Origin of the sequence: Roseovarius sp. D22-M7 (assembly GCF_037083785.1) — a bacterium.
Taxonomy (GTDB): Bacteria; Pseudomonadota; Alphaproteobacteria; order Rhodobacterales; family Rhodobacteraceae; genus Roseovarius.
On sequence record NZ_JBAPKY010000003.1, the window covers coordinates 112,060 to 124,337 of the forward strand.

A 12,278-nucleotide genomic window follows, 5' to 3' on the forward strand; every position below is an offset into this window, starting at 1 on the left:
AGACGGGGTTTCCATGCTTGACGATAGTGACCGGCGTCTGTTGCGGCAGTATCAGCACGCCCCGGATCTCGGTCCCGCCGAACTGGCCGAGCGCGCGGGGCTTGCCCCGGCCACCTGCGCGCGCCGTCTCGATCGGCTGCGCGCCGCAGGTGTCATCCGCGGCAACCGTGCGGTGATCGACTGGCGCGCACTCGGCTACGAGGTCGAGGTTTCCTTGCGCATCACGCTCGACAAGACGAAAGGGAACGCCTTCGACGAGTTTCTCGACCGGGCGCGCGAGATCCCTGAAGTCATGGAGATCCAGACCTTCCTCGGCCGCGTCGATCTGCGCCTGTCGGTCATCGCCCGCGACATGGCGCATTATCAGCAGATCTATCGCAGCGCCATCCTGACCCTGCCGCATATCGCCGATATCGAGGCACTGATGCATGTCGCGCGGATCAAGTCCGACGAGGGGTTGCCGCTATGATCGAGCTCGACACGACGGACCGGCTGATCCTGCGCGTGCTGGTCGAGGATGCCACGCAACCCGCGAGCGCCATCGGGCGGCGCCTCGGCCTGTCGCAGCCCGCCGCGTGGCGACGCATCCGCAAGCTGCACGAGGCCGGGGTGATCAAAGGCCGGCGCCTCGACCTCGACCACGAGAAGCTGGGCTTTGGCGTCACCGTATTTCTGGGCGTGAAGCTCGCGACCAAGGGCCGCGTCAGCCTCGAGGATTTCGAGCGCGCGGTCACGGCGGTTCCCGAGGTGCAAACCGTCGAGCATATCCTCGGGCTCTACGACTACCGGCTGCGGGTGGTGGCGCGCGACATCCCCGACTTCGAGCGCGTGCTGCGCCGCCGCATCATGACGCTGCCGGGCGTGGGCGATGTCGAGGCGAATGTCCTCTTGTCCGAGGAACGCCGCCCCGGCCCGATCGGCTGAGCGTCAGCCGCGCGCGCCGAGGCCAAGTTGCATCAGCGTGCGGCGCACCGGCGCCAGCGAATAGAGCGCGGTGAGCCCCATGGCGCGCGCATCGCGCAAGGGTTGCGCGTGCAGTTGCGAGGCGCGGTTCAGCAAATCAATGCCCGTCACCCGCGCGCGCACCTCGAGGTGGCGCTTGCGATGGTAGCTCTCCAGCATGTCGCGGCTGCCCAGTGTGTCCGGCGCGGCCTCGGCCAGATCCAGCAGCACGCGCAGGTCGCCAAGCGACATGTTGAGGCCTTGCGCCCCGATGGGCGGCAGGACATGCGCGGCCTCGGCCACCAGCGCCACGCGTTCGCCGGCCATGCGATCCGCCACCTGGCTGATGATCGGCCAGAGGCTGCAGCGCGTGGCCAGCGTCAGTGGCCCGAAAAGACCGCAGGAGCGGCTGGTCATTTCCGCCTCGAATTGCGGGACGGGCAGATCCGCCAGCCGCGCCGCCTCGGGCCCGTCCTCCATCCAGACGATGGCCGAAGAAGGCCGGCCCTCGTGATCGGGCAGAGGCACCAGCGTGAACGGCCCGCCGGAGCGGTGGATCTCGGTCGAGACGTTGTGGTGCGGGATCTCGTGCGTCACCGCGAAGGCGAGCGCCTTTTGCCCGTAGCGCGTGGTCGCGACGTCGATGCCCGCCGCCTCGCGAATGGGCGAATTGCGCCCGTCGGCGGCGATCACCAGGCGGCAGCGCGCGCGGGTGCCATCCGACAGCCCGACGCGGGCCTCGGCCTCGCGCGTCAGCAGGCTGGTGGTGCCGATACCGGGGCGGAAGGTGACCGACGGCAGGCTTTCGAGATGCGTCACTATCTCGCGGCGCAACAGCCAGTTGGGCAGGTTCCATCCGAAGGGCTGGTCCGAGATGTCTGCGGCGTCGAAATCGCGGGTGACGCGCGGTTCCGGCTCCGGCCCGCCGGCATCGACGATCCGCATGACCTGCAACTCGGCGGCGTGCGGTGCGAGACGGGGCCAGAGGCCGATACGATCGAGCAGGTCGCGGGCGGGTTGCAGCATCGCGGTCGTGCGCAGGTCGGACCCTTCGTCGTCGCGCGCCGTCACCGGGGCCGCGGGATCGACGCAAAGCACCGAAAATCCGGCCCCGCCAAAGGCCGCCGCTGCCGTCAGTCCGGCGACGCCGCCGCCCGAAACCACGATGTCAAAGCTTTGCTGCGTCACCTCGGCCCCCTTCGGTTGCGTACACGTGGTACAGATAAAGTCCGATTTCGTACCATTTCAATCCGCCGCGGCGCGGCCCTACCGCGTCGTCAGCTTCAACTCGATCCGACGGTTCTGGGCGCGCGCTGCGGGCGTGTCGGCGGGGTTGACCGGCTGGTACTGGCCATAGCCGTTGGCAGACAGCCGGTCGGGGGGGAAGCCCACCTCGCCAGCGAGGTAGCGCACCACCGACAGGGCGCGGGCCTGGCTGAGCTCCCAGTTGTCCGCGAACCTCGCGCCTTCGATCACCGGCACGTCGTCGGTATGCCCGTCGACCTGCAGGACCCAGTCGATGCCCTCGGGGATCTCGTCGATCACGCCGCGCAGGATCTCGGCCACATTGGCGATCTCGGCGCGGCCGGCTTGCGACAGGTCCGCCTCGCCGGGGTCGAACAGCACCTCGGACGAGAACACGAAGCGGTCGCCGACGATGCGCACTCCCTCCTGCTGGCCGAGGATGTCGCGCATGCGGCCGAAGAATTCCGACCGGTAGCGTTCGAGATCCTCCTTCTCGGCCTCGAGCCGCCTGGCCTTTTCCGCGAGCAGCCGGGCGCGTTCTTCCTCGGCCTCGCGTCGCTTTCGTTCCTCTTCGGCGACGCGCGCGAGCGCGGTGTTGAGCGCGCTGCCCAACTCCTCGACGCGCAACTCGGCCTCTGACTCGCTGTCGCGGGTCTCGTCGAGCAGCGCCTGAAGCTGCGACAACTGGCTGCGCAGCGCGGTCACCTGCGAATACAAGAGCGCCTGCCGCTTTTGCGCCTCGGTGGCGCGCGTCTGTTCGTCGCTCAGCCTTTCGCGGGCTTCCGACAGCAGCGCCGCGCGTTCCTCGGCGCGGGTCATCTGGGTGCTCGCCTCGGCCTCGGCCATGCGCTGCGCGGCGAGCGCCCGGATGAGATCGGCGCGCACCGCGTCGGCATCGCGCGCCTCGGTCCGGGCGGTGTCGCGGACTTCTGCCAGCCGGTCTTCGAGCTGCGCGATCTCGGCCTCGCGGGTGGTGCGCGCGGTCTCGGCGTCCAGAAGCGCCTGCGCCAGCCGGCTGTCGAGATCGGCGCGCGCCTCGCGCGAGGCGGCCAGCAGGGTCAGCGTCTCCTCGGCGCGCTGGCGCTGTTCCTCGAGCGCCAGCGACATCGCGCTGAGTTCGGCGCGCGACGCCTCCAGCCGCTCGCGCAGCGCCTCGGCCGCGGCGGCTTCCGTCAGGCGGGCCTCTTCTTCCGCGCTCAGCCGGTCTTCCAGCGCGGCGAGCTCGTCGCCCAGGGCTTCCTGCGCCTGCGTGGCTTCGAGGTTGCGCGCCCGCAGATCGGCGACAAGGGCTGCCAGCGCCTCGCGGCGGGCGGCGGCAAGGCGCGCGGCTTCGGCCTGCGCGTCGATCTCGTCGCGCAGCCCGGCCAGCGCAAGGTCGAGCTGTTCGTTCTCGTCCATCAATGCCGCGCGCTCGTCGCGCAGGGCGGCGCGCTGGTCGGCAAGCTGCGCGATGCGGTCGCGCGCGTCGGCGCGATCGGCCAGAAGACCCGCCACGCGGTCCTCGAAGTCACCGATGCGGTCTTCGGCGGTCTGCAACGCCGCGGCCTGATCGGCGTTGCGCGCGCGCAGCGTCTCGATCGTCTGTGCCTGCCGCTCTTGCCTTTGGCGCGCGTCGCCGAGCGTCGAGGTCAGCGCGCCGACGCGATCCTCCAGCGAGGCGCTGCGGTCCTGTTCCAGCCCGAGGGCCAGCGACAGCGCCGCCACCTCGGCCGAGAGCGCGTCGAGCTCGGTCTCCTGCCCGGTGATCTCTTCGCTGAGCACGAACTGCACCACCATGAAGATGGTCAGCACGAACATCAGCACCAGCAACAGCCCGGTCATCGCATCCACGAAGCCGGGCCAGATCGCGCCCTGGAAGCGGGTGCCGGAGCGTCGCGACAGCGCCATGCTCAGCCCTCCGCGTCGCGATCCGCGTCCACGTGATGCGCGCGCCCGCGCGTCGGCGTGGTCTCGCGGGCCTGTCCCAGCAGCCGCGTCAGGGCGGCGAGATCGGTGCGCAATTCGGTCATGGTTTCCTGACGCCCGGCGCTGATTTCCTCGAGGATGCGCAGCATCTGCACGTCGATCGAGCGCAGGCGCATGCGGCTTTCGGCGTCGATACCCTCACTGGCGGGGGCTTCGCGGGTCTCCAATGTCTCGATCAGGCGCTCCTGCCCCTCGGCCAGCCGCATCAGCGCGACCTGAACCGGGTTCTGATCGCTCATCCGGTGGGTCAGCCGCTCGATCGAATCCGCCAGCACGCCCAGTTTCTGGTCGACCACCGCGCGGCTCGTCTCCGACTGGCCGAGCATGTCGTGCAGCGCGTCCATCTGTTCGGACATGTGGTCGAGCACATGCGCCACCACGCCCGCGCCGCCTTCTTCGCCCTCGCCGTCGCCCTCCGACAGCCCGACGCGGGTGATGGTCGACATCCATTCTTCCAGCTCGCGGTAGAAGCGGTTCTGCCCGTGGCTTGCAAACAGTTCCAGCAGGCCGACCACCAGCGATCCGGCCAGCCCCAGAAGCGACGAGGCGAACGCCACGCCCATGCCGCCCAGTTGATCCTCCAGCCCGGTCATCAGGCGGTTGAAGACCGCCATGCTTTGCTCGCCCTCCTGCGGGGCGAGGCTGCGGATGGTGTCGACCACCGCCGGCACGGTCGTGGCCAGCCCATAGAACGTGCCCAGAAGCCCGAGGAAGATCAGCAGGTTGACGATGTATCGGGTGATCTCGCGCGCCTCGTCGATGCGCTGCGCCACCGAGTCGAGGATCGAGCGCGCCGAGATCGAGGTGATCTGCATCCGCTTGCCGCGCGCGCGCAGCATCGTCGCCAGCGGCGCCAGCATCGAGGGTGGCCGCGTCAGGTCGTGCCCCGGCATTTGCGCGGCGAAGCCTTCGATCCAGCGCGCCGACCCGATCAGCTGGAACACCTGCCAGAAGGTCGCGATCACCCCGATGACGAACACGCAGAAGATGAACCCGTTGAGCCACGGATTGGCCTCGAACACCGGCAGCACCCGCGGCAGCGCCAAGAACGCGCCCGCCCCGGTCGCCGCCAGCACCACGATCATCAGCACGATCTGGCGGAGGGGGTAAGAGAATTGCGGCTCGACCTCGCGGTCCGGCTTGTCCATGTGGACGCTCCTGACACGGTGATTGTAACGCGCAACCTACGCGTCTTGCCGTGTCAAGCCAAGGACTTATCCACACATCCCGCGCACCCGGTCGACCAGCCAGTCGAGATCGGAATCGGTGATGCCAAGCTGTTTGAGGTGGGCGGTGGTGTTGTAGAGATATTCGGAATTGGGGCCCTTGCCGCCATGCGCGCGCGCGATGATCCGCGCCTGCGTCTCGAGGTCGAGCCCGCCGCAATATTGCGCGTGATCGGCGTCGACGACATAGGTCAGCGCCTCGATGCGGCGGCCATCCTCGAGATCCACGTCGAGCCGGGTTTCGAGATAGGCCGCCGAGACCAGTTCGCGTTCGCGCAGGTAGGCCAGCACGTCGTCGGCGTCGCTGTCATGTGCGCGCAGGGCCAGCCCGTGGCATTGCGCGCCCGGCGTCGCGTCAAGCGCCAGCACGAGGCCGGGCGTGTCCTCGGTGCCGCGGTGGTGGATGCTGCGCATGCAGAAGCTGCGGTGATAGCCGGGCAGGCGGGCGATCGCCCGTTCGGCCACGTCGAAGCCCGGGTTCCATACCAACGATCCATAGCCGAACACCCACATCCGCATTTCCCCTGTTCCTGATCCGTGACCCGCTATAGACAGGTGCCGGATCGCAGGAAAGGGCGCGCGCCATGAGAATCTTGCTGGCCGTCATCGTGATCGCGGCGCTTGGCTGGTCGGCCTATTGGTGGATCGGGCAGCGCGCGCTGATGCGCGGCTATGCCGACTGGTTCGAGGCGCGCCGCGCAGAGGGCTGGGTCGCCGAGGCCTCGGAGATCCGCGTGCGCGGTTTTCCCAACCGCTTCGATACCGGGTTCAGCGACCTGGTGCTGGCCGATCCCGCCACCGGGCTGGCATGGGAGGCGCCGTATTTCCAGATCAACGCGCTCAGCTACCGGCCCAACCACGTGATCGCCGTCTGGCCGGACGAGCAGCTTGTCGCGACACCGCAGCAGAAATACCGCGTCGAGACGCGCGACATGCGCGCCAGCCTGCGCATCGCGCCGAGCACCGACCTCGCCCCGGAAAACCTGACGCTGACCGCCGAATTCCTGCAGGTCACCCCGGAGGCGCGCGCAGGCGACACCACCGCGCTGACCTCGCTGACGCTGGCCGGCGCGCGGCAGCAGGGCACCAGCTACCGGCTGGGGCTGTCGGCCGAGGGGCTGAACCTTGCGCCGCCATGGCGCGACCGGCTGGATCCCGAGGGCCGTCTGCCGGCGCAGATCTCGGGGCTCGAGGCCGATCTGACCGTCACCTTCGACAAGGTCTGGAACCGCTCGGCGATCGAGGTCGCGCGTCCGCAGCCCACCCGGATCGAGGTGGATCTGGTCGACGGTCTGTGGGGGCAGCTGCACCTGCAGGCGGCGGGCGCGGTCGAGGTGCCGCCCGAGGGCCGGCCCGAGGGCGAGATCACGCTGAAAGCGCGCAACTGGCGTGACATGATCGCCGTGGCGCAGGCCGCCGGCGCGCTGCCCGAGAGCCTTGCCTCGACGGTCGAGAACAGCCTAGGCCTGTTGGCGCGGATGAACGGCAACCGCGAGACGCTGGACATCCCGTTGACCTTTTCGGGCGGGCGCGTGCGGCTGGGGCCGATCCCGCTAGGGCGCGCGCCGGTGCTGCGGCTGCGCTGAGGGCTCAGAATGCCTCGGGCCGCGCCTGCCGCGCCATGTGATCGAGCACGGCATTTACGAATTTCGATTCGCGGCCCTCGGGGTAAAAGGCTTTGGCGACGTCGACAAATTCCATGATCACCACGCGCGGCGGCGTGTCCGATTGCATCATCTCGGCCCCGGCGGCGCGGAACAGCGCCCGCAGCGTCGGGTCGATCCGCGCAATCGGCCATTTGGCGACCAGCGCGCGGTCGGTGGTCTGATCGATCCTGGCCTGCCAGTTCTGCGCATCCTCGACCAGCTTGCGAAAGAGATCCGCGTCGCCCTCGGCCATGTCGATGCCGTCCTCGACCTCGGCGCCGAAACGGTGTTCGAGAAACTCGCTCAGCACTGCGTCAGAGCTTTGCTGCGAATGCTCCATCTGGAAAAGTGCCTGGACGGCGTAAAGCCGGGCGACGGATTTCATCTGGTGTCGGCGCGTGCCCGAAACGGGCTGGTCGGTGGTCGTCATGCGCGTCGATCGTCCCCTGCATCTCCCGCAAGGCGAGTTTCCTCGCTGGCGGGCTTGAACCCCACGCCTTTGCGCGGGCCGCCCCACTTACGGGCGAGCGCGATGAGATGCAAGGCGGCGGCGGCTGCGCCCGCGCCCTTGTTCATGCGGGCGGGATCGGCGCGCGCCTCGGCCTGGCCGCGGTTCTCGACCGTCAGGATGCCGTTGCCGATGCACATTCCCTGCAGCCCCAGCAGGGTCAGCCCGCGCGCGCTGTCGTTGCACACCGTCTCGTAATGCGTGGTCTCGCCCCGGATGACACAGCCAAGCGCCACGTAGCCGTCGAAATCCGCCATCCGCCCGGCGATGCCGATGGCGGTGGGGATCTCGAGCGAGCCGGGCACCTCGACGGTCTCGAACGATGCGCCCGCCGCTTCGATCTCGGCGCGGGCCCCGTCGATCAGCGCATCGGCGATATCGCGATAGAACGGCGCCACCACGATCAGGATCTTCACCGGATCGTCGAATTCGGGGCGGGGCAGGGTGTATTCGTGCTCGGCCATGATGTCAGTCCTCGGTCAGCGGGCGGGTGCCGGTGATGGTGATGCCGTAGGCATCCAGCCCCAGGTAGCGTGTATTGGGATTGTCGGTCAGCAGGATCAGATCGCGGATGCCCATGGTGGACATGATCTGCGCGCCAAGGCCGGTATGCTTGACGGTGCGCGGTGCGTCGTCCTCCTCCATCTCGCTGGACAGGGTGGGGCGCGGCTGCCGGTAGAGGAACACCGCCCCGCGCCCCTCGCGCGCGATGATCTCCATGGCGCGGGGCAGCTTGCCGGTGGGCCCGGTCTCGGACCGCGTCACGCCGATCCCCAGCACGTCCTCGAGCACGTTGAGCGCGTGGCTGCGCACCAGCAGCGGGCGCCCGTCGGTGACATCGCCCTTGGTCAGCACCACGTGTTCGGTGCCGGTGATCTGGTCGGCGAAGATGCGCATGTCCCACGCGCCGCCACGGCTGGCGGTCACCTGCTCGGACCGGGTCTCGGTGATCAGGTTGTCGTGCTTGTGGCGATAGGCGATCAGGTCCGAGATCGTGCCGATCTTCAGCCCGTGCGCCTCGGCGAAGTCGATCAGGTCGGGCAGACGCGCCATGCTGCCATCGTCCTTCATGATCTCGCAGATCACGCCCGAGGGGTTCAGCCCCGCCAGGCGCGCGATATCGACCGCGGCCTCGGTATGGCCGGCGCGCACCATGACGCCGCCGCGCCGGGCGCGCAGCGGAAAGACATGGCCGGGCGTGGCAAGCGCGATCTGGGTGTTCTGCTCGTTGATGGCGGTGGCGATGGTGTGCGCGCGGTCGGCGGCGGAAATGCCGGTCGTGACACCCTCGCGCGCCTCGATCGAGACGGTGAACGCCGTTTCCTGCCGCGACGCGTTGTTGACCGCCATCATCGGCAGGCCAAGCCGGTCGATACGCTCGGCGGTCATCGGCAGGCAGATCAGCCCGCGGCCATGCATCGCCATGAAGTTCACCGCCTCGGGGGTGGCGAATTCCGCGGCGATCACGAGGTCGCCCTCGTTCTCGCGATCCTCGTGGTCCACGAGGATGAACATGCGGCCCGCGCGGGCCTCGGCGATGATCTCCTCGGTGGGTGCGATGGCGTGGCCGAGATCGGCCTCGACCGGGCCGGGGGTCTCGAACGGGGTCGTTTCGGACATGGCTCTTCGTCCTTCCGGGGTATTGCAGGGTGGCACAGATATAGCAGGTGCGGCGCAATGGCCAGAGGGGCGCGCCCAAGTATCGCGGCGTCCGTCCGGCGGACCGGGCCCGGTCAGTGGATCTTGTTGCGGATCCGCTGCACCATCCACCAGACCAGCGCCACGACAGGCAGCGTGACCGCGGCGGTCACCATGCCCTTGCTCACGCCCAGAACCTCGGTCAGCGGATAAAGCAGGTAGCCCGACAGCGACACCGCGTAATAGCTGATCGCCACCACCGACAGCCCCTCGACCGTGCGCTGCAGGCGCAATTGCAGATCGGCGCGCCGGTCCATGCTTTCCAGCAATGTCTGGTTCTGCGCGCTGCGTTCCACGTCGACGCGGGTGCGCAGCAATTCGCCGGCCCGCATCGCGCGGTCGGCCATCGTGCCCAGCCGGTCCTTGGTGGCGCGTACCGTGCGCATCGCCGGATCGTAGCGGCGCATCATGAACTCGGAGAAGGTCTGCCGGCCCTCGAAGCGCTCCTCGCGGAGCACGCCGATACGCTGATGCACGATCTGCTCGTAGGCGGCGGTCGCACCGAAGCGGAACGCGGATTGCGCGACCAGCGATTCGAGCTCGGCCGAGACGCGCAGCAGGCTTTGCAGGGTCTCGTCGGCGGGCTGCGTGCCGGCGGTCATGTCGTCGATCAGGCGGCTCAGGTGGCCGTCGGTCTCGCCCATCATGCGCGCCATCTTGCGGACCCTGGCGAAGCCCAGCATCGACATCGCCTTGTAGGTCTCGATCTCGCAGATCCGCTGCACGACGCGCCCGACGCGGCGCTTGCCGGTGCTCGGCGCGACATGCAGCGAGAACCGCAGGTGCCCGGCCGGATCGACGCGGAAATCGCCGGCCATCACCGCGGCATCGTCGAGCACGCGCGCCACCGCCACGCTTTCCGAGACGAACCAGTGCTCGATATCGGCGCATGTGTTCTCGAGACTTTCCCACGGGACCACCCGGATCAGCGCCGACGTGATCCGCTGGCCCGGCGCCTGCGCCAGCCAGTCGGCGGGGAAGACCTCGAAATCGGCGGGATCGAAAGGGCGCTCGCTCACCGCGTCCCGGAACACGGTGTAGGTGACCATCTCGGTATGGCTTTCCCATTTCAGCATGTGCTTGCCGATCTGGCCGGAATAATGCGTGGCGCCGGGCTGCGGATGCGGCGCACCGTAGCGGTCCAGAAGCGCCGTGAGATGCGCGAGATCCGCCGCGCGGTCGCGCTTGGCGGCGTCATGCGGCGCCTTGATCGCCAGGAACACCGCCGTGCACGGGGCCTCCAGCGTCGGGAAGGGCCGCGCGTGCAGCTCGTTGGCCAGCTCGTAGCGAAGCGGATGATCCTCGATCTGCGGCATGCGGCACTCTCCTGCTGTCAGCGCTTCGTTAGCGTGCCCCGCGCGCAAGGAAAACCGCTATTCCGTCCCGGCTGATGGTTGCAAGAACGAGCAAGAACGAGGGCGGGCATCCTGCACAGGCTTTGGGCGTCACCTTCCTCGACATACCCCGGATCGTGCATCCGCCAAGGGAGGTGCCCCATGAAAAAGGGGCGCGCCGGTTCGGCACGCCCCCCTGTCCCGACTGTCCGCGGGGTCACTCGATCTTCGGCAGCAGCCCCGAGATGCTGGCCTTGGCGTCGCCGTAGAACATCCGCGTGTTCTCCTTGAAGAACAGCGGGTTCTCGATGCCGGAATAGCCGGTGCCCTGGCCGCGCTTGCAGACGAAGACCTGCTTCGCCTTCCAGACCTCCAGCACCGGCATGCCGGCGATCGGGCTGTTGGGGTCGTCTTGGGCCGCCGGGTTGACGATGTCGTTCGAGCCGATGACGATCACCACGTCCGTGTCGGGGAAGTCCTCGTTGATCTCGTCCATCTCCAGCACGATGTCATAAGGCACCTTCGCCTCGGCCAGCAGCACGTTCATGTGCCCCGGCAGACGGCCCGCCACAGGGTGGATGGCAAAGCGCACGTTCTTGCCCTTGGCGCGCAGTTTCTGCGTCAGTTCCGACACCGATTGCTGCGCCTGCGCCACCGCCATGCCGTAGCCCGGCACGATGATCACGCTGTCGGCCTCGTTGAGGGCGTTGGCCACGCCATCGACGTCGATGGCGACCTGCTCGCCCTCCATCTCGGCGGCCGGGCCCTGCGGGCCGCCGAAGCCGCCCAGGATCACGCTGACGAATTGCCGGTTCATCGCCTTGCACATGATGTAGCTCAGGATCGCACCCGACGCGCCGACAAGCGCACCCACCACGATCAGCAGGTCATTGCTCAGCGAAAAGCCGATCGCGGCGGCGGCCCAGCCCGAATAGCTGTTGAGCATCGAGACCACCACGGGCATGTCGGCGCCGCCGATCCCCATGATCAGGTGATAGCCGATGAACAGCGCCAGCACGGTCAGCACCAGCAGCGCCCAGACCCCGGCACCGCCCAGGTAGATCGCCGCGAGGATCAGCGACAGACCTGCCGCGGTGGCGTTCAGGACATGCCCGCCGGGCAGCTTCTTGGCCGCGCTGTCGACCTTGCCCGCCAGCTTGCCGTAAGCGATGATCGAGCCGGTGAAGGTCACCGCGCCGATCCAGATGCCCAGCATCAGCTCGACCTTCAGGATGGTGATCTCGACCGACGTCTTCTTGGCGACGATCGCGGCAAAGCCCGAGAACGCATCCTTCAGCACCGCCGCCTCGGGCGAGGTCACCTCGGGCTGCGGGAATACCAGACCGGCCTGCGCGAAGATCTCGGCGACGCGCACCATTTCCATATGCGCGTTGAGCCCGACAAAGACCGCGGCCAGCCCGACGAGGCTGTGCATCACCGCGACCAGTTCGGGCATCTGCGTCATCTGCACCCGGGTGGCCAGTTGCCAGCCCACCAGCCCGCCGGCCAGGATCAGAACCAGCGACAGCGGCCAGAGGCCCGCGCCCGGGCCGAACCAGGTCGCGAGGATCGCGATGCCCATGCCGACGATGCCGTACCAGATGGCGCGCTTGGCGCTTTCCTGGCCGCTCAGACCGCCAAGGCTGAGGATGAAAAGAACCGCCGCGACCGCATAGGCCGCAATCGTGAAACCGAAATCCATTATCCTCTATCT

12 protein-coding genes are annotated in these 12,278 nt (G+C 68.3%); 3 read left to right on the forward strand and 9 right to left on the reverse strand.

The annotated features are described in order from the left end of the window. Positions 1 to 13 precede the first annotated feature (13 nt). Both V8324_RS02545 and V8324_RS02550 read left to right on the forward strand, forming a co-directional pair. On the forward strand, positions 14 to 469 hold the full coding sequence (locus tag V8324_RS02545; protein WP_336418341.1) for an Lrp/AsnC family transcriptional regulator: 456 nt from the start codon (positions 14 to 16) through the stop codon (positions 467 to 469). Beyond that, positions 466 to 924: an Lrp/AsnC family transcriptional regulator gene (locus V8324_RS02550; RefSeq protein ID WP_336418342.1), complete on the forward strand. Its 459-nt coding sequence runs from the start codon at positions 466 to 468 to the stop codon at positions 922 to 924. The genes V8324_RS02545 and V8324_RS02550 overlap by 4 nt, the downstream gene beginning before the upstream one ends. 3 nt (positions 925 to 927) lie before the next feature. Here V8324_RS02550 and V8324_RS02555 read toward each other — a convergent pair whose 3' ends face one another. The 4 genes from V8324_RS02555 to V8324_RS02570 all read right to left on the reverse strand — a co-directional run bounded on the left by V8324_RS02555 (position 928) and on the right by V8324_RS02570 (position 5,897). Further along, positions 928 to 2,130, reverse strand: coding sequence for a UbiH/UbiF family hydroxylase (locus V8324_RS02555; protein WP_336418343.1), 1,203 nt, complete (start codon positions 2,128 to 2,130; stop codon positions 928 to 930). Positions 2,131 to 2,208: 78 nt separating this feature from the next. Beyond that, complete coding sequence (locus V8324_RS02560; protein WP_336418344.1) at positions 2,209 to 4,074, reverse strand: peptidoglycan -binding protein; 1,866 nt, start codon at positions 4,072 to 4,074, stop codon at positions 2,209 to 2,211. Positions 4,075 to 4,076: 2 nt separating this feature from the next. Continuing rightward, positions 4,077 to 5,300: a biopolymer transporter ExbB gene (locus V8324_RS02565; RefSeq protein ID WP_336418345.1), complete on the reverse strand. Its 1,224-nt coding sequence runs from the start codon at positions 5,298 to 5,300 to the stop codon at positions 4,077 to 4,079. A 66-nt stretch (positions 5,301 to 5,366) separates the two neighbouring features. Further along, entirely contained in the window at positions 5,367 to 5,897 is a 531-nt protein-coding gene (locus tag V8324_RS02570; protein WP_336418346.1) for a gamma-glutamylcyclotransferase, read from the reverse strand. A 65-nt stretch (positions 5,898 to 5,962) separates the two neighbouring features. Between V8324_RS02570 and V8324_RS02575 the strand changes: the two genes are divergently transcribed. Further along, on the forward strand, positions 5,963 to 6,964 hold the full coding sequence (locus V8324_RS02575) for a DUF2125 domain-containing protein (RefSeq protein WP_336418347.1): 1,002 nt from the start codon (positions 5,963 to 5,965) through the stop codon (positions 6,962 to 6,964). A 4-nt stretch (positions 6,965 to 6,968) separates the two neighbouring features. Here V8324_RS02575 and nusB read toward each other — a convergent pair whose 3' ends face one another. The 5 genes from nusB to V8324_RS02600 all read right to left on the reverse strand — a co-directional run bounded on the left by nusB (position 6,969) and on the right by V8324_RS02600 (position 12,266). After that, positions 6,969 to 7,454 carry a transcription antitermination factor NusB gene (nusB, locus tag V8324_RS02580; RefSeq protein WP_336418348.1) on the reverse strand — a complete coding sequence of 162 codons (486 nt, stop codon included), beginning with the start codon at positions 7,452 to 7,454 and terminating at the stop codon, positions 6,969 to 6,971. Further along, positions 7,451 to 7,996 (reverse strand): 6,7-dimethyl-8-ribityllumazine synthase, encoded by a 546-nt coding sequence (locus V8324_RS02585; RefSeq protein WP_336418349.1) that lies wholly within the window; start codon positions 7,994 to 7,996, stop codon positions 7,451 to 7,453. The genes nusB and V8324_RS02585 overlap by 4 nt, the downstream gene beginning before the upstream one ends. A 4-nt stretch (positions 7,997 to 8,000) precedes the next feature. Continuing rightward, positions 8,001 to 9,152 (reverse strand): 3,4-dihydroxy-2-butanone-4-phosphate synthase, encoded by a 1,152-nt coding sequence (gene ribB / locus V8324_RS02590; RefSeq protein ID WP_336418350.1) that lies wholly within the window; start codon positions 9,150 to 9,152, stop codon positions 8,001 to 8,003. Positions 9,153 to 9,265: 113 nt separating this feature from the next. Continuing rightward, on the reverse strand, positions 9,266 to 10,546 hold the full coding sequence (locus V8324_RS02595) for a DUF3422 family protein (protein ID WP_336418351.1): 1,281 nt from the start codon (positions 10,544 to 10,546) through the stop codon (positions 9,266 to 9,268). 235 nt (positions 10,547 to 10,781) lie between these two features. Further along, positions 10,782 to 12,266, reverse strand: coding sequence for an NAD(P)(+) transhydrogenase (Re/Si-specific) subunit beta (locus V8324_RS02600; protein WP_336418352.1), 1,485 nt, complete (start codon positions 12,264 to 12,266; stop codon positions 10,782 to 10,784). Between the last annotated feature and the right edge of the window lie 12 nt (positions 12,267 to 12,278).

Bases quoted from the DNA above. Each gene is read 5' to 3' on its own strand.
- ribB (WP_336418350.1), bottom strand. From the start codon at position 9,152: ATGTCCGAAACGACCCCGTTCGAGACCCCCGGCCCGGTCGAGGCCGAT.
- V8324_RS02600 (WP_336418352.1), bottom strand. From the start codon at position 12,266: ATGGATTTCGGTTTCACGATTGCGGCCTATGCGGTCGCGGCGGTTCTT.
- V8324_RS02550 (WP_336418342.1), top strand. From the start codon at position 466: ATGATCGAGCTCGACACGACGGACCGGCTGATCCTGCGCGTGCTGGTC.
- V8324_RS02565 (WP_336418345.1), bottom strand. From the start codon at position 5,300: ATGGACAAGCCGGACCGCGAGGTCGAGCCGCAATTCTCTTACCCCCTC.
- V8324_RS02595 (WP_336418351.1), bottom strand. From the start codon at position 10,546: ATGCCGCAGATCGAGGATCATCCGCTTCGCTACGAGCTGGCCAACGAG.
- V8324_RS02570 (WP_336418346.1), bottom strand. From the start codon at position 5,897: ATGCGGATGTGGGTGTTCGGCTATGGATCGTTGGTATGGAACCCGGGC.
- V8324_RS02560 (WP_336418344.1), bottom strand. From the start codon at position 4,074: ATGGCGCTGTCGCGACGCTCCGGCACCCGCTTCCAGGGCGCGATCTGG.
- V8324_RS02585 (WP_336418349.1), bottom strand. From the start codon at position 7,996: ATGGCCGAGCACGAATACACCCTGCCCCGCCCCGAATTCGACGATCCG.
- nusB (WP_336418348.1), bottom strand. From the start codon at position 7,454: ATGACGACCACCGACCAGCCCGTTTCGGGCACGCGCCGACACCAGATG.
- V8324_RS02575 (WP_336418347.1), top strand. From the start codon at position 5,963: ATGAGAATCTTGCTGGCCGTCATCGTGATCGCGGCGCTTGGCTGGTCG.
- V8324_RS02545 (WP_336418341.1), top strand. From the start codon at position 14: ATGCTTGACGATAGTGACCGGCGTCTGTTGCGGCAGTATCAGCACGCC.